We start from the raw sequence: 20,802 nt of genomic DNA, 5'->3' as shown, positions 1-20,802 counted from the left end.
GGTCTCGATGAGCTTGTACGGAATGATGCGAACCGGCGTGTCCGGGATGAACGCCCAGGCCAATCGCCTGTCGGCGGTCGCCGACAACATCGCCAATTCCAGCACCACGGGCTACAAGCGCTCGAGCACGGAATTCGCGTCCCTCATCATCCCCTCGACCACCGGCAATTACACGTCCGGCGGCGTCACCACCACGGTGCGCACCTCGATCAGCCAGCAAGGCGACCTGCGCTACACCAGTTCGGGCAGCGACCTTGCACTTAACGGCGGCGGCTTTTTCGTGGTGCAGGGTCCGGGCGGCGGCTCTCCCGTACTGACCCGTGCCGGCTCCTTCGTGCCGGACGCCCAGGGTCGCCTCATCAACTCGGCAGGCTATCAGTTAATGGGCTACAGCTTCGCCAACGGCATACCGAGCGCGGCCGCCAACGGTTTCGGCGGGCTCGAGCCGGTAATCATCTCGCAACAGGAACTTGTTGCCATTCCCACCAGCAGTGGCGTCTTTACCGCCAATCTGCCGGCGGACGCCGCAATCGTCGGACCGACGGCGGTACCGCCGACCCAGGCTGCGTCGACCAACGCTGCCGCCGCCACCTACACGGCCAAATCCTCGCTGCTGACCTATGACCATCTCGGCCGCGAGCAGTTGCTCGACATCTATTACACCAAGACCGCGGACAACACCTGGGAGGTCGCCGTCTACCGCCAGGCCGACGCCACCCCCGGCACATCGTTCCCCTATGCCGACCCACCAGGAATGGTCGGCACCGCCACTCTGGCCTTCGATCCGGCAACGGGCGCGCTGACCACAAGCCCGACGAACCTCAATATCACCATCCCCGGCGCGCCCGCGGTTGTCGGGCCGCCGGCGATCCCTGCCCTGCCGGCGCAGCAGATCACGCTCGATCTTTCCAGCATGAAGCAGCTCGGCACCGCCTACACCGTGCTTGACGCCGACGCCAATGGCAGCGCGCCCAGCGGCATCGAAGGCGTGCAGATCGACGACGACGGCACGGTCTATGCCAAATATGAGAACGGCACCTTCAAGGCGCTGTTCCGTATCCCGATCGCCGATGTCGAGAGCCCCGACATGCTGCAAGTCCTGTCGGGCAACGTCTTTGCGCCGACCGGTGATTCCGGTGCGGTCCAGATGGGATTTGCCAATGAGGGCAGCAGGGGCAAGATCGTCTCCGGTGCGCTGGAAAACTCGAATGTCGATATCGCCCAGGAGCTGACCGACATGATCGAGTCGCAGCGCAGCTACACAGCCAATTCCAAGGTGTTCCAGACCGGCTCCGATCTGATGGACATCCTGGTCAACCTGAAGAGGTAGGCGCGCCACGCCTGACGGGAAAAGAGTATGTCGTTATCCTCCGCATTGAACATCGCGCAATCGTCGCTGCTGAACACAGGTCGTCAGACCAGCGTCGTTTCGCGCAACGTGATGGATGCGAGAAATCCCGACTATGCCCGGCGCAGCGCCGTGCTTTCCAGCACGGCTCCCGGCGCGCGCGTCATCGAAATCCGCCGGGCCACCAACGAGCAGCTCTTCCGTCAGAACCTGTCCTCGATTTCGTCGCTGAGCAGCCAGAGCACGCTCTATTCCGGCATGGACCGCCTGGGCGTGGCGGTCAACGGCGTCGACAACGCATTCTCGGCAGCGACCCGGATCAGTGATCTGCAGCAAGCCCTGCAGGTCTATGCGACGACGCCATCGAATCGCTCGCTGGCAGGCAATGCGATCAATGCGGCGCGTGACGTGGTGCGTGGCCTCAATGACGCTACCACCGCAATCCAGACCTTTCGCGTCGAGACCGACCAGGAAATCTCCATGGCGGTCAATGACCTCAACCGCCTGCTCAGCCAGTTCAAGGACGCCAACAAGGCGGTGACGGACGCCACCCGCACCGGCCGCGACGCATCCGATGCGCTGGACCAGCGTGATGCGCTGCTGAAGAAAATCTCCGAATATGTGCCCGTCTCCACCATCACCCGCAGCGACAACGACATGGTGGTGATTGCCGGCGACGGCACCACGCTGTTCGAAACCGTGCCGCGCAGCATCACTTTCGAGCCTTCGGTAGCGCACCCGGCAGGCCAACCGGGCAATGCAGTCTATGTTGACGGCGTGCCGCTCCTGATGGGCACGGGCGGCAATACCGATGCCGGCGGCAAGATCGCCGGGCTGGTCCAGTTGCGCGATGACGTAGCAGTAACCATGCAGCGCCAGCTCGACGAGATCGCGCGCGGGCTTATCACCGCTTTCGCCGAAAAGGACCCGGCCAATGTCGGCCAGGATGTGGCGGGGCTCTTCACCTGGTCCGGTGCGCCAAACCTGCCGCCGGCGGGCACCATGATCGACGGCCTGGCACAGCAGATCACGCTCAACCCGGCATTTGTCGGCAATCCGGAAGTACTGCGTGATGGCGCGACCTATCTGCACAACACTGAAGGCGGCTCATCCTATGCCGATCTGCTGATCGAATATGGCGAACGCCTCGACCGGCCGATGACTTTCGACCCGCTCGCCGGCAATGGCGACAGTTCCGGCCTCAATACCTATGCGACCGGTTCGATCGGCTGGTTCCAGGGCATGCGCCAGGAGGCATGGCGCGCGACCGAGGCGAAGGAAGCCCTTGCCGTGCGAACTGCCGAAGCGCTTTCCAACGAAACCGGCGTCAATGTCGATATGGAGATGTCGATGCTGCTCGATCTGGAACATTCCTACCAGGCATCCGCACGTCTGATCTCGGCGGTCGACGAGATGCTGGCAGCCCTGCTGGCCGCAGTGAGGTAATGCAATGAAAGCTTTCTTCGTTTCTTCATCGGCCGTATCGGAAGCCCTGCGCTATTCGGTGATGCGCAGCCAGTCCGCGCTGGTCAAGGCACAGAAGGAAGCAACCACCGGCTTCGTCGCAGACAGCGGCCTGGCGCTCGGCGCCCGCACCTCGCAGACCGTCTCCTTTGCACGCGAACTGGAGCGCATGAAGGCCATCGTCAGCACCAATGCGGTCATCTCTTCGCGCCTCTCGGCAACGCAGGAAGGGCTCGACCGCGTCTCCGATCTGGCGCAGTCCTTCCTGTCGACACTGACCACCAATCTCGCCGGCAAGACGACCTCGCGGGTGAGCGTGGACGAGGCGAACCGCACCCTCTCGACGCTGACATCGGTCCTTAACACCAATCTCAACGGCGAATATCTGTTTGCCGGCATCAACACCGACCAGAAGCCGCTGGCCGACTACGAAGCGGCATCGGCGTCCAAGGCAGCTTATGACGCTGCCTTCGCGCAGTATCTTGCCGACACCGGGGCTTCGGCAGCCGATCCGTTCCCGACGCCGGCCGACATCGATAGTTTCGTCACCAATTACATGGACCCGCTGTTCATGGGCGGCGGATGGAGCGACTGGTCGAGCGCATCCGACCAGCGCATCTCCAGCCGCATCGCGCTCAACGAGAAGACCGACACCTCGGTGACCGCTAATAACGAGGGAATCCGCAAGCTGGTCATGGCCTCAACCATCGTCATCGAAACCCTGTCGGGCGACATGGATGAGGCCGCGCGCGGTCGCCTGATCGAGAGTACGATGTCGATGATCGGTGAGGCCCTTGCGGATCTGACCCAGCTTCGCGCCGAAACCGGCATGACGCAAAAGCGCGTGACCGAAGCCAGCGAGCGGCTGGGGGCGCAGGCGGACATCTTCGAAAGGCACCTGCTCAAGATGGAGGGCGTCGACCCTTACGAAGCGGCGACCCGCGCAAACGACCTGCTGGGGGATATCGAGGCCTCCTACGCACTGACGGCCCGCATCCAGCAGCTCAGCCTTTTGAAATTCATCAGCTAACCGGCAAAGACACGAAATGTACCAATTTTCCTATGCCGACATCCAGACTGACTCGGTGGCCGACGCCAAGGATCGCGAGCGCCAGCTTCTCAGCCGTTCCATCGACATGCTGACAACCGCCAGCACCATTGGCGCGCGTTCGAAGGAAGCAATCGAGGCGCTCCATTTCACGGACCGCTTGTGGACCACATTGATCGAGGATCTCGGCAGCCCCGAAAACGCCTTGCCGCGTGAGCTGCGCGCCAATCTCATTTCAATCGGCCTGTGGGTGCTGCGCGAAGCTGAAGAGGTGCGCCAGGGCCGCTCGGAGAATTTCGAGGGACTGATCGAGGTGTCGCAGATAATCCGCGACGGAATTCAATGAAGACCACGCTGAAGATATCGCTGAAGCCCAACGAAAAAATCTATCTTAACGGCGCCGTCATCAAGGTCGACCGCAAGGTCACGCTCGAACTGCTCAATGACGTGCAGTTCCTGCTTGGCAGCCATGTGCTGCAGCCCGACGAGGCAACCACGCCGCTGCGCCAACTCTATTTCATGATCCAGGTCATGCTGATGGACCCGGCCGGCTCGGCCGAGGCACGTACAATGTTCCGCCGCTCGCTGCCGCTGCTTCTGGCGAGCTTCGAGGACGAGGAAATCCTGACCACCCTCAAGCAGGTCGACCGCATGGTCGGCGAAGGCCGGCTGCACGAGGCTCTGAAGGCGATCCGCACACTGTACCGCCTTGAAGAGCGCGCCATGGAAATCCACGCGCCGCCGGTGGAAATGCCGCGCCCCATCGCCGTAGGAGAACGATACTGATGAGCATGACCATCGGCTCCGCCCTTCCCCCTTCCAGCCTGTCGGCGGCGGAGGCAACGTCCAAGACTGCCGTGGACTATCAGTCGTTCCTGCGACTGCTGGTGGCGGAAATGAAGAACCAGGACCCGACCAATCCGATGGATTCCACGCAATATGTGGCCCAGCTCGCCTCGTTCTCGCAGGTCGAGCAATCGGTGCAGATCAACACCAAGCTCGACCAGCTGCTGCAGGCCTCCACGCTCTCCCAGGCTGGCTCGCTGATCGGCCGCACGGTCACTTCGGCTGACGGCACGCTCACCGGTACGGTCGCCGAGGTGCGGGTGATGTCGGACGGCATCATCGCCGTTGTCGATGGCGGCAAGGAAATCGTCATGGGGCCGGGCGTGGTGATAAAGCCCGGCGACGCATGAACGAGGCCGATGCGCTAGATCTCGTCCAGTTCGCCATCTGGACGGTGCTGACTGCCTCCGGCCCGGTGGTGGCGGCTGCCATGCTGGTCGGCGTGGTCATCGCGCTGATCCAGGCGCTGACCCAGATCCAGGAAATCACGCTCACCTTCGTGCCCAAGATCGTTGCCATCATGCTGGTGGTAGCCTTTACCGGCCCCTTCATCGGCGCGCAGATCTCGGCCTTCACCAATGTGATCTTCGAGCGCATCGAGACCGGCTTCTGAACCGGCGTCATATTCACGGTCTTCCCGCAATTTTTGCCGGCTGGGCAATGCTCGTCATCCCAGCCGAGCGAGAAAAGAGCCGGTACCCATTCCGTGACGTTGCAGCTATGAGGAATGGGTCCCGGATACGTTGCTCGCTGCGCTTCGTAACGTTCCGGGATGACGTGGAAATGGCAGCACCATGGATGATGCGGGCACGGCGGCACACCGTCATCATCAACCTCGACGGGCGCCAAATTCGCTCAGAAATTGATGACCGCCCCATAAATCGCCGTCTCTATCCATCTCTCAAAGCATGATCTTTTCCGAAAACCGGTTCCCACTTTTCGGGATCATGCTCTAATGGTCTAGGCTCTGGCGATGGGCAGGGACGATTCTCACCGGAAGACCGCAGCATGTCGGCGCAGGCGATGATGAAAGACGACCCGGACCGGGACGCGGCCTCGCCGCTGGCCCCCTTCAGGCACAGCGTTTTCCGCTCGGTCTGGACGGCGAGCCTGGCATCGAATTTCGGCGGCCTGATCCAGAGCGTCGGCGCCGCCTGGATGATGACGTCGATCGCCACCTCCTCCGACATGGTGGCGCTGGTGCAGGCCTCGACCTCGCTGCCGATCATGCTGTTTTCGCTGGCATCGGGCGCCATCGCCGACAGTTTCGACCGCCGCCGCATCATGATTGCCGCCCAAAGCTTCCTGCTTCTTGTCTCGGCCGGTCTGACGCTGTGCGCCTATCTCGGCCTCATCACGCCCTGGCTGCTTTTGTCTTTCACCTTCCTGATCGGCTGCGGCACCGCACTCAACAACCCGTCATGGCAGGCCTCGGTCGGCGACATGGTGCCACGCGCCGCAATGCCGGCGGCAGTAGCGCTCAATTCGATGAGCTTCAACGCCACCCGCAGCGTCGGCCCCGCCATCGGCGGCGCCATCGTGGCCGCAGCAGGGGCCGCCGCCACCTTCGCGGTCAATGCGGTCAGCTACATTCCCCTGCTTATCGTTCTGTTCCGCTGGCAGCCGAAGCGGCCGGAAAACCCCTTGCCGCGAGAATCCCTCGGCGCGGCGATGGCTGCCGGCCTGCGCTATGTCGTCATGTCGCCCGATATCGGCCGGGTGCTTTTGCGCAGCTTCGTGTTCGGCCTCACCGCCAGTGCGATCCTGGCCCTTTTGCCGCTGGTCGCGCGCGATCTGGTGCGTGGCGGCCCGCTCACCTACGGCATCATGCTCGGTGCCTTCGGTGTCGGCGCCGTCTGCGGCGCGCTGGCCAGCAGCAGGTTACGGCGTGTGCTTTCAGGCGAGGCGATGGTGCGCGTGGCCTTCATCGGCTTTGCGTTTTGCGCGGCAGTCTGTTCGGTCAGCTCAAGCACCTGGCTAAGCTGCATCGGCCTGCTTGCCGGCGGTGCCTGCTGGGTGATCGCGCTGTCCCACTTCAACGTCACCGTCCAGATGTCGACACCGCGCTGGGTGGTTGGCCGGGCGCTATCGATCTATCAGACCTCGGCCTTCGGTGGCATGGCGCTCGGAAGCTGGATCTGGGGCCTGACCGCGGAGCTATACGGAACCGACATCGCCCTTATCGGCGCGGCAGTGGCAATGCTGGCAGGTGCCGCGCTCGGTCTGCTGGTGACACTACCACCCCACCCTGAACTCAATCTCGACCCGCTCAATCGCTGGACCGAACCGCATCTGTCGCTCGACCTCAAGCCGCGCAGCGGTCCGATTTCCATCTCCATCGAATATGTCATCAACGAAGAGGACGTGCCGGCCTTCATGACGATCATGGCCGAACGCCAGCGCATCCGCCGCCGCGACGGCGCCCGCAACTGGACGCTGATGCGCGACCTCGGCAATCCGCAGCTCTGGATCGAGAGCTATCAGACGCCGACCTGGCTGGAATATATCCGTCACAACAAGCGTGCCACCCAGGCCGATGCCACAATAGGCGAACAGCTGCGTGCGCTGCATAGCGGCAGCGAGCCGCCGCGCGTGCGCCGCACGATCGAGCGGCCGCCCGCCCGCGCCGTCGCCATCGTCACGCCGAAGGGACCGATCGACCTGCATTGAAGGACATTTCGGGTAGGCTGTGCTTTGTGACAAAGCGCAATCGTCTCACGCTTCAACACCATAAAGCTCGGCTGTCATCATGCCCGCGCAAAAGCCCCCTCTCCGGTTTGCTTCGCAAGCCACCTCTCCCCATAGGGGCGAGGAACCCAAGCTGAGTATGTCGCCAGCCCTCCCCCTCCCATGTTCGCGCAAGCTTGGGCGGCTAGTCTCCAGGCGCCCGCATTGCGCGACCACGCATGGGGGCTGAATGCAGCAGTGGAGCGGATATGGCGATTACCGATACAATGCCGGCGACGAGCGACTCCAGAAGCGGCCGCGACGTCTTCTTCGCGCTCGGCATCGTGGTCATATTGGCGGTGCTGTTCCTGCCGATCCCGGCCTTCCTCATCGATATCGGCCTGGCTTTTTCGATCGCGCTGTCGGTGCTGATCCTGATGGTGGCGCTGTGGATCCAGCGACCGCTTGATTTCTCTTCCTTCCCCACCATCCTGCTGATCGCCACCATGCTGCGGCTGTCGCTCAACATCGCCACCACGCGCATGATCCTGTCGGAAGGCAATATCGGCACGCATGCCGCCGGCTACGTCATCAGCGGCTTTTCCCAGCTGGTGATGAGCGGCGACTTCGTCATCGGCCTGATCGTCTTCCTGATCTTGATCATCGTCAATTTCATCGTCATCACCAAGGGCGCCACCCGCATCGCCGAGGTCGGCGCGCGCTTCACGCTCGACGCCATCCCCGGCAAGCAGATGTCGATCGACGCCGATCTGTCGGCCGGCGTCATCGACGACAAGACCGCGCAACTGCGCCGGCGCGAACTGGAAGAGGAGAGCTCCTTCTTCGGCTCGATGGACGGTGCCTCGAAATTCGTGCGCGGCGACGCCATCGCCGGGCTGATCATCACCGCCATCAACATCGTCGGCGGCATCGCCATCGGCTATTTCCGCCACGACATGAGCATGGGCGAGGCTTCCGACGTTTTCATCAAGCTGTCGGTCGGCGATGGCCTGGTTACCCAGATTCCGGCGCTGATCGTCTCGCTGGCCGCCGGCCTGCTGGTCTCCAAGGGCGGCACGCGCGGCTCGGCCAACCAGGCGGTGTTCGGCCAGCTCGGCGCCCATCCGCGCGCGCTCTATGTCGCTGCCGTGCTGCTGGTCGTGCTCGGCCTGATGCCAGGCCTGCCGCTGTTTCCATTCCTGGCGCTTGCGGCGTCGATGGCAGCCGTTGGCTATGTCATCCCGATGCGCCAGGAACGAGAAGCCGCCGAAGCGCGGGAAGCCGCCAAGCAGAAGCAGGCGGCCAAGGAGGCGGAAGAGAAGGATTCGGTCAAGGCCTCGCTTAAGACCGCCGAGATCGAGCTACTGATCGGCAAGCAGCTCTCCACCAAGCTGATGATCTCGCATCAGGAACTGGCTTTCCGCATGGGCAAGATGCGCAAGAAGTTCGCGCAGCAATACGGCTTCGTGGTGCCCGAGGTGCGCCTGACCGACGATCTGAGCATCCCCAGCAAGAGCTACCAGATCAAGGTGCACGGCACAGTGGTTGCCGAATACCAGATGCGCGTCGGCGAGATCATGGTGCTGCTCGGCAATCGCGAGATTCCCGACATTCCGGGCGAGGAAGTACGCGAACCCGCCTTCGGCATGCGCGCTTATTCCGTGCCGGAAATGTTTGCTGAGGATTTGAAGCGCGAGCAGTTCACCTCGGCCGACAACATGTCGGTATTGCTCACCCATCTGAGCGAAGTGATCCGCAACAACCTGCCGCAGCTTCTGTCCTACAAGGACATGAAGGCGCTGCTGGAGCGCCAGGACCCGGAATATCGCAAGCTCGCCGACGAGATCTGCACCTCGCACATCTCCTATCCGGGCCTGCAGGCAGTGCTGAAACTGCTTCTGGCCGAGCGGGTATCGATCCGCAACCTGCATCTCATCATCGAGGCGATTGCCGAGATCGCGCCGCATGTGCGCCGCACCGAGCAGATCGTGGAACATGTGCGCGTGCGCATGGCGCAGCAGATCTGCGGCGACCTTTCGGAAGCCGGCGTACTCAAGGTGCTGCGGCTCGGCAATCGCTGGGATCTCGCCTTCCACCAAAGCCTCAAGCGCGACGCCAAGGGCGAGGTGCGCGAATTCGACATCGACCCCCGCCAGCTCGAGGAATTCGGGCAGGAAGCCTCGAAGGTCATCCGCACCCATCTGGAAGCGGGCGAGCGCTTCGTCATCGTCACCGCACCGGATTCCCGGCCCTATGTGCGCATGATCATCGAGCGGCTGTTCACCACCCTGCCGGTGCTGAGCCATGTCGAAATCGCCAAGGGCGTCGAAATCAGGGTGCTCGGAACCATCTCGTGACCATACCGGTCGAGACCATCATACTGGCGGCATTCATCGCCTTTTGCCGCATCGGCGCCTGTTTCATGTTGATGCCAGGCTTCGGCAGCGTACGAATTCCCATGCAGGTGCGGCTCTTCCTGGCACTGGCCGCCACCGGCGCGCTGTTGATCCATTTGTGGGATCGCATCCTGCCTTTCATCGATTCCCGACCGCAGATCCTGGCCCCGATGATCGTCTCGGAACTAATGATCGGCGCGCTGATCGGCATTATCGCCCGCTTCTACATGCTGGCGCTGCACTTCATCGGCGCCGCGATCGCCATGCTGATCGGCCACACCGCCATGAGCGGCATGAGCATCGAGGAAAACGAGCCGCAGGCGGCGCTATCCTCGCTGATCTCGCTTTCGGCGCTGCTGTTGCTGTTCGTGTTCGATTTCCATCACCAGATCGTCAGGGCGCTCGTGGCCTCCTATCAGGTCGCGCCGCTCGACGTGATGTTCAACCCGCAGGCGGCCCTCATCGACGTGACCGACGCGCTGGCTGAATCCTTCCTGCTGGTGCTGCGGCTCGGCAGCCCTTTCATCGCCTATGGCATATTGGTCAATCTGACCATCGGCTTCGTCAACAAGCTGACGCCGCAGATCCCGATCTACTTCGTCTCGCTGCCTTTCGTCATCGCCGGCGGGCTAGTGATCTTCTATTTCGGCGTCGGCATGCTGCTCGGCCTGTTTGCCGACGGCTTTCTGGCCACGACCATAGGAGGCTGAGGCGATGACCACCCGCAAGGAGCGACTGCGCAAGCTGGTGAAATTGCAGGACCAGCTCAAGGCCGTGCACGAGACCCGGCATGCCGGCTTCCTCGCCGAGTCTATTGCCGCAGGCAATGAAGCGGCAGAACTGGCCGGCCGTTTCGACAAGGAAGGCTCGATGTCGGCGCTGTTTCCGGAAATCTACCATGACCGCATCGGCCGCGCGCTTGCGCAGCAGCAGGCAAGCGAGCGCATGGCAAGAGACGAGGCCGAAAAGCTGGCCGCCGCCACGGCACGAACCAATATGGTCGAGCGGGCCTATCGCGACGCGGTGAGAAAGCATGACCGCGACACCGCCGACCGCGAGCGGCTGGAGATGATCGAACGCAAGACGATAGCCGGCGAAGGCCGGTAAGGTTGCCACAAGCTTGCTGGTTCATGATCAGCACCATGAAAACTGGATAAGGAGCGGTTTTTCCTTGGCAATTTCTCCCCCCAGCGACATCGTCCTCGATGTCTCGCGCGCAGCCGAGCCGGCGAGCGTGCAGGCCGCGCGGGTCGAACTCGCCAGGCGCAGCGGCACGGCCGGCGCGAGCGGGGCGGCAAGCTTTTCGCTGGGAGAAATCAATTCGGCGACCAATGCGGCAGCCAGCCAAGGCAAGGCGGAAACGCCGGCCAGTTTCGTACGCTTCGAGGCCATGGTGCTGCAGACCTTCATCCAGAACATGCTGCCGAAGGACGCCGAGACGGTCTATGGCAAGGGCGTGGCCGGCGACATGTGGAAATCCATGCTGGCCGAACAGCTTGCCGGCGTGATGGCCGAGCGCGGCGGCATCGGCATTGCCGAGCGGGTTCTGGGCGACCATTATTTCGAGGGCGAGAACAAGGTTTCTGTAGGCGCCGTATCGGGCGGGCCGGAAAAGGCCGAGACCGACCGGCAAACCATGCTGTCGACAGCGCTCGTACAGGAATTGCAGCTCAAAATGGCGCGCACGCTGACCGGCGAGGAAGCCGCAGCCAGCGCCGACAAGAAAATCTAGCACGGACAGGACATGACCAAACAGACCAGCAACAACCTGCCCGCTCACCCTGCCGCAGTCCCGACGGCGGCCGCCCGGCTTGGCAATTTGCCTGCCATCATCAGCCGGATTTCGCGGGCCGTCGAGGAAGAAACCGCCGCCATCCGCGCCGGCGCGGACTATGACATGAAGTCATCCAATGCCCGCAAGAGCCGCTATCTCTACGAACTCACCCGCGCCACCAAGGGCGTCGGCGATGCCGAAGCGCTGGCGCAATATCGCGCCGATATCGAGCAGTTGCGCCAATTGCTGGCGAGCAACGAGACGGTCATCCGCGCGCATATGAGCGCCGTCAGCGAAGTGGCGGACCTGATGCAGGACGTGATCCAGCGCGCCGAGGCGGACGGAACCTATTCCGCGCTGGAATTCGGGAGAGCACCGTGATCAAGTTCATCGCTGCGGCGGTCTGGATCTGCATCGCCACGCTGGGCGCGGTCTTCTACGCCTTCCAGACTTCCGAGGCCAAGATGGAAACCGCCGAGGCGGCCGGAGCGCTTGGCGGCCTCGACTATGTCAAGACCGACGTGATCTCAGTTCCGGTACTGAGCAAGGATGCGGTCGACGGCTATTTCCTTGCCCGGCTCGTCTATACGGTTGAATCCGAGCGGATGAAGACGCTGTCGATCCCGGCCGAATCCCTGATCGCCGATCAGGTCTACACCTATCTCTACGCCAACAAGCAGATCGACTTTGCCGAACGGCAAAACTTCGATCTCGACGCATTCAGGAACGGAATCCGCGACAGCGTCAACAAGCGCGTCGGCGAGGACCTGATCCGCGAAGTCATTGTCGAGCAGATCGACTTCTTGTCCAAGGCCGAGCTTCGCGACGATACAGTTCGCCGGCGCGACCCCGCTCCTGCTGCCGAACCTGCTGCCCAAGCCAAGGTACATTGACGTTTACGTCAACGAAACGCTATACGCTTCCTATGCATCCAATTGGACGCACCATGCTTTAATGATACGAAAGCTGCCAAGTCGCGCTTACCGAGGCAAGGAGAATGCGTATGGGCGTTGAAGCCATTGTCGAGAAAATCCGCTCCCGCGTCGAAAGCTCCGGCTTCGACCAGTCGGTCAAATTCGACACCGGTGGCGATGGCGTCATCGTCATCGACGGAGCAAGTATTTCCACCACCGATGCCCCGGTCGACTGCACCATCAAGCTGTCGCTGGACGATCTGGAATCGCTGATCAGCGGCGATCTCAGCCCGACTACCGCCTTCATGACCGGCAAGATCAAGGTCGAAGGCGACATGTCGGTGGCGATGGCGCTCAGCCAGATCATCTGAGTTCTGCCGGGAGGCGGCATATCCGCCTCCCAATCAAGCCTCGCTTAGGCTGTCCGCGCAAGCGGATGAGCTCTTTGCCTGCGGCCGCTGGGCTTGAGCACGCCTTGGGCGCCGTCGAGCGCGCCGTCGAGTAGTTCCAGCGCCAGGAAGCGGTGTCGCTCATAGGGGCCCGGCATGGCAAGCCCGCCGGTCTTGTCGGCCGAGAAGCCGAACCGGGTATAATAGGGCGCGTCGCCGACGAGCAGGATTGCGCCATGGCCGAGGACACGTGCGCGCTCTATCGCATAGTGCATCAGTGCCGAGCCGATGCCATGATCCTTCCAGGCCGGATCGACCGCCAGCGGGCCGAGCAGCAGGGCCGACACGTCGCCCTCGCCTGCCCTGACGTCCCACAGCCGCACCGTACCGATGACGGCGCCATCGTCATCACGCGCAACGAAAGCCAGGCCCACGGAGGGCAACCTGCCGCGCCGCAGCTTCTCCGACGACTTGCGACGGCGGTTCGGTCCCATGGCGCGGTCCAGTAGCGCTTCGCGGGCGGGCACGTCCGCGGGCGATTCGGCGGTGATGATGAAGGCAGACGCAGCACGATTGATCTCCCCTCTTGAGAGGCAGATCAGCAGTTCCAGCGCCGTAGTCATATTGGCATTGGTAGCAAGCAGTTCCATTTTCCATGATCCTTCACGAGCGGTTTTTTCCACAAGCGAGCCCGTTGCCGGCGGCAGGCACCGGCAGCGGGGCGATCTGGCGGCTAAGAGCATCGGACCAGGTCCGACGCCGAGCCGTCAGATCACGTAGGATCGGAGCGGTTCGAAGCCGTTGAAGGCGACGGCCGAATAGGTCGTCGTATAGGCGCCGGTGCCTTCGATCAGCACCTCGTCGCCGATGGTGAGCGACAGGGGCAGCGGATAAGGCGTCTTCTCGTAGAGCACGTCGGCCGAATCGCAGGTCGGGCCGGCGAGCACGCAGGGTGCGGCCTCGCCGCCGTCGCGCGCAGTCACGATCGGATAGCGGATCGCCTCGTCCATGGTCTCGGCAAGGCCGCCGAATTTGCCGATGTCGAGATAGACCCAGCGCACATTGTCATTGTCGGCCTTGCGCGAGATCAGCACGACTTCCGACTTGATGACGCCGGCATTGCCGACCATGCCGCGGCCGGGCTCGATGATGGTTTCCGGCAGCTTATTGCCGAAATACTTGCTCAGCGCCTCGAAGATCGCCTGGCCATAGGCCTGGGCAGCGGGCACGTCCTTCAGATAGCGGGTCGGGAAGCCGCCGCCCATATTCACCATCTTGAGCACGATGCCTTCCTCCGCAAGCCGTGCGAACACCGACTTGGCGTCGCCCAGCGCCCGGTCCCAGGCCGACAGGTCGGTCTGCTGCGAGCCGACATGGAAAGACACGCCATAGGCGTCGAGGCCGAGCGCACGGGCATGACGCAGCACGTCGACCGCCATGGCAGGAACGCAGCCGAACTTGCGCGACAGCGGCCATTCCGCGCCCTCGCCATCAGTGAGCACACGGCAGAATACTCGGCTGCCGGGAGCGGCGCGGGCGATCTTCTCGACTTCCTCCACGCAATCGACGGCAAACAGGCGGATGCCCAGATCATAGGCCCGCGCGATGTCGCGTTCCTTCTTGATGGTGTTGCCAAAGGAGATGCGCTGCGCCGGTGCGCCGGCATCCATCGCCATCTCGATCTCGGCGACCGAGGCGGTGTCGAAAGACGAGCCAAGCGAAGCGAGCAGGCGCAGGATCTCGGGCGCGGGATTGGCTTTCACCGCATAGTAGATCTTCGAGTCCGGCAGGGCCTTTTCAAAGGCATGGAAATTGTCGCGCACGACGTCGAGATCGACGACGAGGCAGGGGCCTTCGGGACGTCGGGTGGCGAGGAAATCGAGGATACGCTGGGTGGCCATGGGTCTGCTCCAGTGCGCGCCGAAAGCGCGCATGCTCAAAGCTGCGCGTCGCGGGCGCTCGGCCCTGCATGACGCGCAAGTGGACAAAGGCGGGTCGGAATCCCGTGGAGCCGGCCGGTGGAGATACCGGAACCACGAAACGCCGTCTCGCGGCGGTGAACCTGGCCTTGCCCGGCCTCGGTTCGCTTTGTCTGCCTTGGCTTGGAAATGGGAGACCCCGTTCCGCACTGCCGGCAATGAGGGTGTGCCTCTTCAGTAACTCCGGTTTTTGGACAACCGGCAGAACACCAGAAAGGCCCGCACCGTCGTTGCTTCAAGGTGTCCTCGATTTGACGGTTGGCCGTCAGACCGACTGGAGGTTTCTCCAGCTACCTTACCGATTGCCCTCACCATTCGAGGATCGGCGGACACCCACAGGCACGTGCGACTTTGGGCAAGCGCGATATAGGCAGCGGCGCCGTCACAATCAACAAAAATCGTATTGCGGCTTGTAAAAATACTCCGGCTCGAACAAAGCTCTGCCATGGACACCTTGACCCGCATGCGCGCCTTCATCGATGTCGTGGAGGCAGAGGGATTTTCGGCCGCAGCCCGCAAGATCGGGCGCTCCAAGGCATTGCTTTCCAAATATGTTCGCGAACTGGAGGACGAGCTCGGCGCGCTGCTGCTCAACCGCACGACGCGGCAGTTCTCGCTGACGGAAGCCGGCCACACCTATTACCAGCGCGCCTCCGAGATCGTGCGCGAGGTGGACAACCTCGCCGATGCGGTGCGCGAATCATCCGGCGATGTGCGCGGGCGAATCAAGCTGTCAGCGCCGCGTACCTTCGCCGACGCGCCGGTCGGCCAATCGCTGATCGATTTCGCCAAGGCCCATCCCGATATCGTGCTGGATATCCAGCTCGATGACCGCTTCGTCGATCTGGTGGAGGAAGGCTTCGACCTGGCGATCCGCATTTCGCGGCTGGAGAATTCGTCGCTGATCGCGCGCCGGCTAGCGCCGTTTTCGACCCGGCTATGCGCCTCGCCAGATCTGATCGAGCGCTTCGGCGCGCCGACCCGCCCGCAAGACCTGGCGCAGCTGCCCTGCATCATCGACACCAATGGCCGCTATCTGTCGAACTGGCCCTTTGCCGGCGCCGATGGCGAGGCGATCAGCGTTTCGGTTGCCGGCCCAATGGAGGTGAACAGCCCGCTTGCGGCGCGCGCAGCAGCACTGGCGGGGCTGGGCTATGCCACCTTGCCCGACTTCATCGCTGAGCCTGACCTGGAAAGCGGCAGACTGGTGGCGGTGCTGGACGAGCATATTCTGCACGGGGCCGGTATTTTCGCCGTCTATCCGCATCGCCGCTATCTGCCGGCAAAGGTGCGTGTGCTGGTCGATTTCCTCGCCCAATGGTTCAAGCCGCGCGACAAGGGCTGAGCCGGGTCGAGCCAAGACCGATACCTCAGCGGCAAAGTTGCGGGAATGGGTCCCGGATACGCTGCTTGCTGCGCCTCGCAGTGTGACGCGATGACGGACGGGGAGGCTAAGCGTCCCAATTTGGCCAGCTTTCTGGTATTGCTCTGGCGTGCTGACTCGCCTGGGACAAATTCGGCAATGCCTGTGAAAATGCCAATCGCGCTACTGGCTTGCGCCGCCGCCTCGTTGCTGGTTTCGACCGTGCCGGCGAGCGTCCATCCGCATGTCTTTGCCGAAGCCCGGCTGGATGTGATGGTGAATGGCGACGGGACCGTGAAGTCGCTGCGGCATCTGTGGCGTTTCGACGACCTGTTCTCCAGCACCGTGCTGATGGAATTCGACAAGAATGCCGATTTGAAGCTCGACGATGCCGAGCTGAAGGAAGTGTCGGATACGGTTTATGCCTCGCTGGCCGAGTTCGGCTATTTCCAGATCGTCACCACCAATGGCAAGGACGTGGAAATGAAACCGCCGGCCCAACTGATGGCCAATTACCAGGACGACCAGCTCATCATCCTGTTCGAATCCGAGCCGAAGGCGCCGCTGAAGCTGGACGGCAAGGTGGATTTCGGCGTCTACGACCCGACCTTCTACACCGCGATCGATTTCGTCGAGGACGAGAACATGGCCGTGGCTGACATGCCTGCAGGTTGCACGCGCAGCGTCATCCGCCCCGACCCGGACGAGGCCATCGCGCAGAACCAGTCGACGCTGACCGAGGCTTTCTTCAACGACCCGGCCGGCACCGACATGAGCAAGATCTTCGCGACCCGGCTCGAACTGAACTGCACCGCCAAGGATAGGCTCCGGGAATAGACCCAAGGAATTGACAAGGTGAAGAAGACCACCATTCGTGCGGCCCTTGCGATGCTCGCCGCGACCTATGTGCTGACGCATCTGGCAGGCCTCGCCCATGCGCAAAGCTCGCTCGGCATCGGCACCAATGAGGCGGTGGTGCCCTCTACCGGCCTGTTCGGCTCCTGGATGAACTGGATCAATCTCCAGCAGCAGGGTTTTTACCGCTCGCTAACCGGTGCCCTGAAGGCGATGCGCGACGACGGCAGCCAGATGTGGTTGCTGGTCGGCCTGTCATTCGCCTATGGCATCTTCCATGCCGCCGGCCCCGGCCACGGCAAGGCTGTCATTTCCTCCTATATGCTCGCCAACGAAGTGGCGCTGCGGCGCGGCATCATGCTTTCCTTCGTTTCGGCGTTCCTCCAGGCATTGACGGCTATCGCCATGATGACCGCACTGTTCCTGTTGTTACGCGGAAGCTCGATCTCCATGACCAATGCGACATGGTTCATGGAAATCACCAGCTATGCGCTGATCACCGCCTTCGGCGCCTGGCTGCTCTGGCGCAAGGCCGCCCCGCTGCTGCGCCGCCAGCCGGCCCGCAGCCTCTCAGCCGCACATGCGCATGCCCATCACGATCACCACCATGATGACCACGATCATCACCACGGCCATGACCATCACGACCACCATGGCCACGGCCACAATCATGCACCGGGTGAAGTCTGCGCCAGTTGCGGCCATGCCCATGCGCCCGACCCGGCCTTGATCTCGGGCGACCGCTTCAGCTGGAAAAGTGCCTGGGCGGCTGTCGGCGCGGTCGGCCTGCGCCCCTGCTCCGGCGCGCTGATCGTGCTGACCTTCGCCTTCCTCAACGGTCTATGGGCTGGCGGCGTGCTATCGGTCTTCGCCATGGCGCTCGGCACCGCCATCACCGTTTCGGCGCTGGCGACGCTGGCCGTGACCGCCAAGAACTGGGCCGTGGCCATTGCCGGTGACGGCAGGGCGGGAAACCGCGTCCACACCACGATCGAGATCGCCGGTGCGGGCCTGGTGTTCCTGCTGGGAATGCTGTTGCTGACGGCCAGCCTTTCAGCTTAGCGCGTTTTATTCTGGCTGCGACTGCGCAGCCAGAAGATCAGGAAAAAGGCGGCAACGAAAAATACGCCCACCGCAGCCGCAGCGACCGTCGAGACCTCTCCCACCGCCAACATGATATTGGGCAGGTAGAAGGCGAACAGACCGAAGCCAAGCATGATGCATGCGGCGGCGATCAGCGCATTACGGTTTTTCCGGTCCATCGATCCATCCTGTGTTGGGCGTCGGATCAGCACAACCGGAATTCCGGTTTCCATCCATGCCCTGGCGTGCGGATCAGGCGCCGGCCTCGGCACGGAAATCCTCCAGCCGTCGCCTCTGGTTTCCTTCTGCGTCGAAATTAGCCGGATCGAGCCAGCTCTCATAGGCGCGTTTCAGCGCAGGCCATTCGGCATCGATGATCGAATACCAGGCCGTGTCGCGGTTTGCACCCTTGGCGACCATATGATTGCGGAAGATGCCCTCGAACTTGAAGCCGAAGCGCTCGGCGGCGCGCTTCGACGGCAGGTTCTCATTGTGGCATTTCCATTCGTAGCGACGATAGCCAAGCTGATCGAACACATATTGCGTGAACAGGAATTGCGCTTCCGTGGCCGCGGGCGTGCGTGAAATCAGCGGCCCCCAATAGACATTGCCGATCTCCGCCACGCCATGTTTGGGATCGATGCGCATCAGCGTCTGGCGACCGCCGATCCTGCCGCTTGCCTTGTCGATAACGGTGAAAAAGAGCGGATCCTCGCTGGCGGCGGCATTTTCCAGCCAGGGCTGGAACGCCTGCCGGTTTTCCGGCGGCACATCGAACAGCCAGCGGAAACGGCTGTCGGCATCAGCAACGCTGGAGGCTTCGAACAGGCCGTCGCCGTGCTTTTGCGCATCGAGCGGCTCCAGCCGGACATAGTGCCCTTCCAGCACTTCGCGGGCCGGCCGCGAACGCGGCGTCCAGTTTTTCAGCTCCTGAGGCATCGGCACGCTCCTCGCAATTGACATTTATCGCCTGACCCTCACAAAAACAGGAAGTGCGCAAAAGAACCAGACGGACAGGAAAAATGCTCCAAACAGTTCCCGCCTTCGACCGGCTTGGCGAGGAGAATGCATTTGCGGTGCTGGCGCGGGCAACCGCCCTTGCTCAGCGAGGCCGCGACATCGTCAATCTGGGCATCGGCCAGCCGGATTTCAGCACGCCCGCCCATATAGTGGAGGCGGCAATCAAGGCGCTGCGTGACGGCCATCATGGTTATACGCCAGCAAACGGCCTGCTTGCCACGCGCGAGGCGGTGGTGCGCCGCACGCTGATGATGACCGGCGTGGAAGTGTCGCCCGAAGCGGTGATGATCATGCCCGGCGGCAAGCCGACCATGTTCGCCACGATCCTGATGTTCGGCGAGGCGGGAACGGAGATCCTCTATCCCGACCCCGGCTTCCCGATCTATCGCTCGATGATCGAATTCACCGGCGCCACGCCGGTGCCGGTGCCCATGCGCGAGGCCAATGGTTTTGCCTTCTCGGCCGAGGAGACGCTTTCGCTGATCACGCCGAAGACACGGCTCCTGATCCTCAACTCCCCCGCCAACCCGACCGGCGGCGTGACACCACGGGCGGAGATTGAAAAACTTGTGAAGGGGCTGGAGGCGCATCCCCACGTCGCGATCCTCTCCGACGAGATCTACGACGCGATGACTTATGACGGCGAGACGCACTGCTCGCTGCTGCAGTTTCCGCAAGTCCGCGAGCGGCTGGTCGTACTCAATGGCTGGTCGAAGACCTGGGCGATGACGGGCTGGCGCATGGGCTGGTCGATCTGGCCGAACACGCCGGCAAGCGGCCACCTGCTCGACAAGGTGCGCAAGCTTGCGATCAATTGCTGGTCCTGCGTCAACACGCCGAGCCAATATGCCGGCATTGCGGCGATCGACGGGCCGCAGGACGAGGTTGAAAAAATGATGCGCGCCTTCGACAACCGGCGAAAGGTGGTGGTGGAGGGCCTGAACGATTTGCCGGGCGTTTCCTGCATCACGCCCAAGGGCGCGTTCTATGCCTTCCCCAATGTCGGGGAGACCGGCTGGAAGGCCAAGAAACTGGCCTCGGCCTTGCTTGAGGAATCAGGCGTGGCGCTGATCGGCGGGCCGGATTTCGGCATTCTGGGCGAAGGCTATCTGCGCCTGTCCTATGCCAATTCCGAAGAAAATATCCTGCGCGCGCTGGAGCGGATGAAGAAATTCCTGGAGACCGGGCGCAACGAATAGGCGCCCGGCATGTCATTGTTGAAGCACGATCTGGCGATCATGCAGCTCAAGCCGGAACAACGGCGACCGCCTCGATCTCGACCTGAGCCTCATCCTCGATCAGAGCCGAGACCTCCACCATGGCCATGGCCGGGAAATGCTTGCCCATGACGCTGCGATAGGCGTCGCCCACCGCCTTCACATTGGCGAGATAGTCGCTCTTGCTGGTGATGAACCAAGTCATCTTGACCAGATGCTCAGGCACACCGCCGGCCTCGCGCACGACATCGACGACATTTTGCAGGGTCTGGCGCACCTGGCTGGGCAAGTCCTTGGCCTCGAATATCTGATCGCCGGTCCAGCCGATCTGGCCGCCGACATAGACGGTGCGGCCCTGCGCGACGATGCCGTTGGCATAGCCCTTGGCTGCCTTCCAGCCGGCAGGATGAAGTATCTGATGAGGGGTCGGTACGGTCAT

The 20,802-nt window shown here is 62.6% G+C and carries 24 protein-coding genes; 19 read left to right on the top strand and 5 right to left on the bottom strand.

Annotation, left to right across the window (positions count from 1 at the left end; genetic code table 11):
- The first annotated feature begins 7 nt into the window (after positions 1–7).
- The 15 genes from EET67_RS15655 to EET67_RS15585 all read left to right on the top strand — a co-directional run bounded on the left by EET67_RS15655 (position 8) and on the right by EET67_RS15585 (position 12,828).
- Positions 8–1,330, top strand: coding sequence for a flagellar hook protein FlgE (locus EET67_RS15655; RefSeq protein ID WP_128627125.1), 1,323 nt, complete (start codon positions 8–10; stop codon positions 1,328–1,330).
- A gap of 27 nt (positions 1,331–1,357) precedes the next feature.
- Entirely contained in the window at positions 1,358–2,794 is a 1,437-nt protein-coding gene (gene flgK / locus EET67_RS15650; protein WP_128627124.1) for a flagellar hook-associated protein FlgK, read from the top strand.
- A 4-nt stretch (positions 2,795–2,798) separates the two neighbouring features.
- A complete protein-coding gene (locus EET67_RS15645) occupies positions 2,799–3,842 on the top strand; it encodes a flagellar hook-associated family protein (RefSeq protein ID WP_128627123.1) in 1,044 nt (347 codons plus the stop codon).
- 16 nt (positions 3,843–3,858) lie between these two features.
- Entirely contained in the window at positions 3,859–4,206 is a 348-nt protein-coding gene (gene flaF / locus EET67_RS15640) for a flagellar biosynthesis regulator FlaF (RefSeq protein WP_128627122.1), read from the top strand.
- On the top strand, positions 4,203–4,646 hold the full coding sequence (gene flbT, locus EET67_RS15635; protein ID WP_128627121.1) for a flagellar biosynthesis repressor FlbT: 444 nt from the start codon (positions 4,203–4,205) through the stop codon (positions 4,644–4,646). The genes flaF and flbT overlap by 4 nt, the downstream gene beginning before the upstream one ends.
- On the top strand, positions 4,646–5,056 hold the full coding sequence (flgD, locus tag EET67_RS15630; protein ID WP_128627120.1) for a flagellar hook assembly protein FlgD: 411 nt from the start codon (positions 4,646–4,648) through the stop codon (positions 5,054–5,056). The genes flbT and flgD overlap by 1 nt, the downstream gene beginning before the upstream one ends.
- Positions 5,053–5,319 carry a flagellar biosynthesis protein FliQ gene (gene fliQ / locus EET67_RS15625; protein ID WP_128627119.1) on the top strand — a complete coding sequence of 89 codons (267 nt, stop codon included), beginning with the start codon at positions 5,053–5,055 and terminating at the stop codon, positions 5,317–5,319. Before flgD ends, fliQ begins: the two co-directional genes overlap by 4 nt.
- A gap of 410 nt (positions 5,320–5,729) precedes the next feature.
- Positions 5,730–7,376, top strand: coding sequence for an MFS transporter (locus EET67_RS15620; RefSeq protein ID WP_128627182.1), 1,647 nt, complete (start codon positions 5,730–5,732; stop codon positions 7,374–7,376).
- 266 nt (positions 7,377–7,642) lie between these two features.
- The gene (gene flhA / locus EET67_RS15615) at positions 7,643–9,730 is read left to right on the top strand and encodes a flagellar biosynthesis protein FlhA (protein WP_128627118.1); all 2,088 of its coding nucleotides are present in this window, start codon (positions 7,643–7,645) and stop codon (positions 9,728–9,730) included.
- Entirely contained in the window at positions 9,727–10,479 is a 753-nt protein-coding gene (gene fliR, locus EET67_RS15610; protein ID WP_128627117.1) for a flagellar biosynthetic protein FliR, read from the top strand. Before flhA ends, fliR begins: the two co-directional genes overlap by 4 nt.
- Positions 10,480–10,483: 4 nt before the next feature.
- Positions 10,484–10,876: a hypothetical protein gene (locus EET67_RS15605; RefSeq protein WP_128627116.1), complete on the top strand. Its 393-nt coding sequence runs from the start codon at positions 10,484–10,486 to the stop codon at positions 10,874–10,876.
- A 64-nt stretch (positions 10,877–10,940) separates the two neighbouring features.
- On the top strand, positions 10,941–11,501 hold the full coding sequence (locus EET67_RS15600; RefSeq protein ID WP_128627115.1) for a rod-binding protein: 561 nt from the start codon (positions 10,941–10,943) through the stop codon (positions 11,499–11,501).
- A gap of 12 nt (positions 11,502–11,513) precedes the next feature.
- Positions 11,514–11,924, top strand: a complete 411-nt coding sequence (locus EET67_RS15595) for a hypothetical protein (RefSeq protein WP_128627114.1) — start codon at positions 11,514–11,516, stop codon at positions 11,922–11,924.
- Entirely contained in the window at positions 11,921–12,436 is a 516-nt protein-coding gene (locus tag EET67_RS15590; protein WP_128627113.1) for a hypothetical protein, read from the top strand. Before EET67_RS15595 ends, EET67_RS15590 begins: the two co-directional genes overlap by 4 nt.
- Positions 12,437–12,546: 110 nt before the next feature.
- Entirely contained in the window at positions 12,547–12,828 is a 282-nt protein-coding gene (locus EET67_RS15585) for an SCP2 sterol-binding domain-containing protein (RefSeq protein ID WP_128627112.1), read from the top strand.
- A gap of 44 nt (positions 12,829–12,872) precedes the next feature.
- Here the strand turns inward: EET67_RS15585 and EET67_RS15580 are convergent, their stop codons facing one another.
- Together EET67_RS15580 and odc2 are read right to left on the bottom strand one after the other, a co-directional pair.
- Complete coding sequence (locus tag EET67_RS15580; protein ID WP_128627181.1) at positions 12,873–13,469, bottom strand: GNAT family N-acetyltransferase; 597 nt, start codon at positions 13,467–13,469, stop codon at positions 12,873–12,875.
- A 144-nt stretch (positions 13,470–13,613) separates the two neighbouring features.
- Positions 13,614–14,747 carry an ornithine/lysine decarboxylase gene (odc2, locus tag EET67_RS15575; RefSeq protein WP_128627111.1) on the bottom strand — a complete coding sequence of 378 codons (1,134 nt, stop codon included), beginning with the start codon at positions 14,745–14,747 and terminating at the stop codon, positions 13,614–13,616.
- A gap of 523 nt (positions 14,748–15,270) precedes the next feature.
- On the opposite strand from odc2, the gene EET67_RS15570 reads away from it, so the two are divergent.
- The 3 genes from EET67_RS15570 to EET67_RS15560 all read left to right on the top strand — a co-directional run bounded on the left by EET67_RS15570 (position 15,271) and on the right by EET67_RS15560 (position 18,105).
- Positions 15,271–16,170: a LysR family transcriptional regulator gene (locus tag EET67_RS15570; RefSeq protein ID WP_128627110.1), complete on the top strand. Its 900-nt coding sequence runs from the start codon at positions 15,271–15,273 to the stop codon at positions 16,168–16,170.
- Positions 16,171–16,347: 177 nt separating this feature from the next.
- Entirely contained in the window at positions 16,348–17,025 is a 678-nt protein-coding gene (locus EET67_RS15565) for a DUF1007 family protein (protein WP_128627109.1), read from the top strand.
- A gap of 9 nt (positions 17,026–17,034) precedes the next feature.
- Entirely contained in the window at positions 17,035–18,105 is a 1,071-nt protein-coding gene (locus EET67_RS15560) for a nickel/cobalt transporter (RefSeq protein WP_245450944.1), read from the top strand.
- Here EET67_RS15560 and EET67_RS15555 read toward each other — a convergent pair.
- Together EET67_RS15555 and EET67_RS15550 are read right to left on the bottom strand one after the other, a co-directional pair.
- On the bottom strand, positions 18,102–18,305 hold the full coding sequence (locus EET67_RS15555; protein WP_128627108.1) for a hypothetical protein: 204 nt from the start codon (positions 18,303–18,305) through the stop codon (positions 18,102–18,104). The genes EET67_RS15560 and EET67_RS15555 overlap by 4 nt on opposite strands.
- 73 nt (positions 18,306–18,378) lie before the next feature.
- Positions 18,379–19,065 carry a GNAT family N-acetyltransferase gene (locus EET67_RS15550; RefSeq protein ID WP_128627107.1) on the bottom strand — a complete coding sequence of 229 codons (687 nt, stop codon included), beginning with the start codon at positions 19,063–19,065 and terminating at the stop codon, positions 18,379–18,381.
- Positions 19,066–19,148: 83 nt separating this feature from the next.
- On the opposite strand from EET67_RS15550, the gene EET67_RS15545 reads away from it, so the two are divergent.
- Positions 19,149–20,345 (top strand): pyridoxal phosphate-dependent aminotransferase, encoded by a 1,197-nt coding sequence (locus EET67_RS15545; RefSeq protein ID WP_128627106.1) that lies wholly within the window; start codon positions 19,149–19,151, stop codon positions 20,343–20,345.
- 46 nt (positions 20,346–20,391) lie between these two features.
- Here the strand turns inward: EET67_RS15545 and EET67_RS15540 are convergent, their stop codons facing one another.
- Entirely contained in the window at positions 20,392–20,802 is a 411-nt protein-coding gene (locus tag EET67_RS15540) for a RidA family protein (protein ID WP_128627105.1), read from the bottom strand.

Origin of the sequence: Borborobacter arsenicus (assembly GCF_003934165.1) — a bacterium.
Lineage (GTDB): Bacteria > Pseudomonadota > Alphaproteobacteria > Rhizobiales > Rhizobiaceae > Pseudaminobacter > Pseudaminobacter arsenicus.
Note: the sequence above shows the minus strand (reverse complement) of the source record. Positions and strands in the feature narration are given on the sequence as shown.

Bases quoted from the DNA above. Each gene is read 5' to 3' on its own strand.
- EET67_RS15655 (WP_128627125.1), top strand. From the start codon at position 8: ATGAGCTTGTACGGAATGATGCGAACCGGCGTGTCCGGGATGAACGCC.
- flgK (WP_128627124.1), top strand. From the start codon at position 1,358: ATGTCGTTATCCTCCGCATTGAACATCGCGCAATCGTCGCTGCTGAAC.
- EET67_RS15645 (WP_128627123.1), top strand. From the start codon at position 2,799: ATGAAAGCTTTCTTCGTTTCTTCATCGGCCGTATCGGAAGCCCTGCGC.
- flaF (WP_128627122.1), top strand. From the start codon at position 3,859: ATGTACCAATTTTCCTATGCCGACATCCAGACTGACTCGGTGGCCGAC.
- flbT (WP_128627121.1), top strand. From the start codon at position 4,203: ATGAAGACCACGCTGAAGATATCGCTGAAGCCCAACGAAAAAATCTAT.
- flgD (WP_128627120.1), top strand. From the start codon at position 4,646: ATGAGCATGACCATCGGCTCCGCCCTTCCCCCTTCCAGCCTGTCGGCG.
- fliQ (WP_128627119.1), top strand. From the start codon at position 5,053: ATGAACGAGGCCGATGCGCTAGATCTCGTCCAGTTCGCCATCTGGACG.
- EET67_RS15620 (WP_128627182.1), top strand. From the start codon at position 5,730: ATGATGAAAGACGACCCGGACCGGGACGCGGCCTCGCCGCTGGCCCCC.
- flhA (WP_128627118.1), top strand. From the start codon at position 7,643: ATGGCGATTACCGATACAATGCCGGCGACGAGCGACTCCAGAAGCGGC.
- EET67_RS15605 (WP_128627116.1), top strand. From the start codon at position 10,484: ATGACCACCCGCAAGGAGCGACTGCGCAAGCTGGTGAAATTGCAGGAC.
- EET67_RS15595 (WP_128627114.1), top strand. From the start codon at position 11,514: ATGACCAAACAGACCAGCAACAACCTGCCCGCTCACCCTGCCGCAGTC.
- EET67_RS15585 (WP_128627112.1), top strand. From the start codon at position 12,547: ATGGGCGTTGAAGCCATTGTCGAGAAAATCCGCTCCCGCGTCGAAAGC.
- EET67_RS15580 (WP_128627181.1), bottom strand. From the start codon at position 13,469: ATGACTACGGCGCTGGAACTGCTGATCTGCCTCTCAAGAGGGGAGATC.
- odc2 (WP_128627111.1), bottom strand. From the start codon at position 14,747: ATGGCCACCCAGCGTATCCTCGATTTCCTCGCCACCCGACGTCCCGAA.
- EET67_RS15570 (WP_128627110.1), top strand. From the start codon at position 15,271: ATGGACACCTTGACCCGCATGCGCGCCTTCATCGATGTCGTGGAGGCA.
- EET67_RS15565 (WP_128627109.1), top strand. From the start codon at position 16,348: ATGCCTGTGAAAATGCCAATCGCGCTACTGGCTTGCGCCGCCGCCTCG.
- EET67_RS15555 (WP_128627108.1), bottom strand. From the start codon at position 18,305: ATGGACCGGAAAAACCGTAATGCGCTGATCGCCGCCGCATGCATCATG.
- EET67_RS15550 (WP_128627107.1), bottom strand. From the start codon at position 19,065: ATGCCTCAGGAGCTGAAAAACTGGACGCCGCGTTCGCGGCCGGCCCGC.
- EET67_RS15545 (WP_128627106.1), top strand. From the start codon at position 19,149: ATGCTCCAAACAGTTCCCGCCTTCGACCGGCTTGGCGAGGAGAATGCA.
- EET67_RS15540 (WP_128627105.1), bottom strand. From the start codon at position 20,802: ATGACCGTACCGACCCCTCATCAGATACTTCATCCTGCCGGCTGGAAG.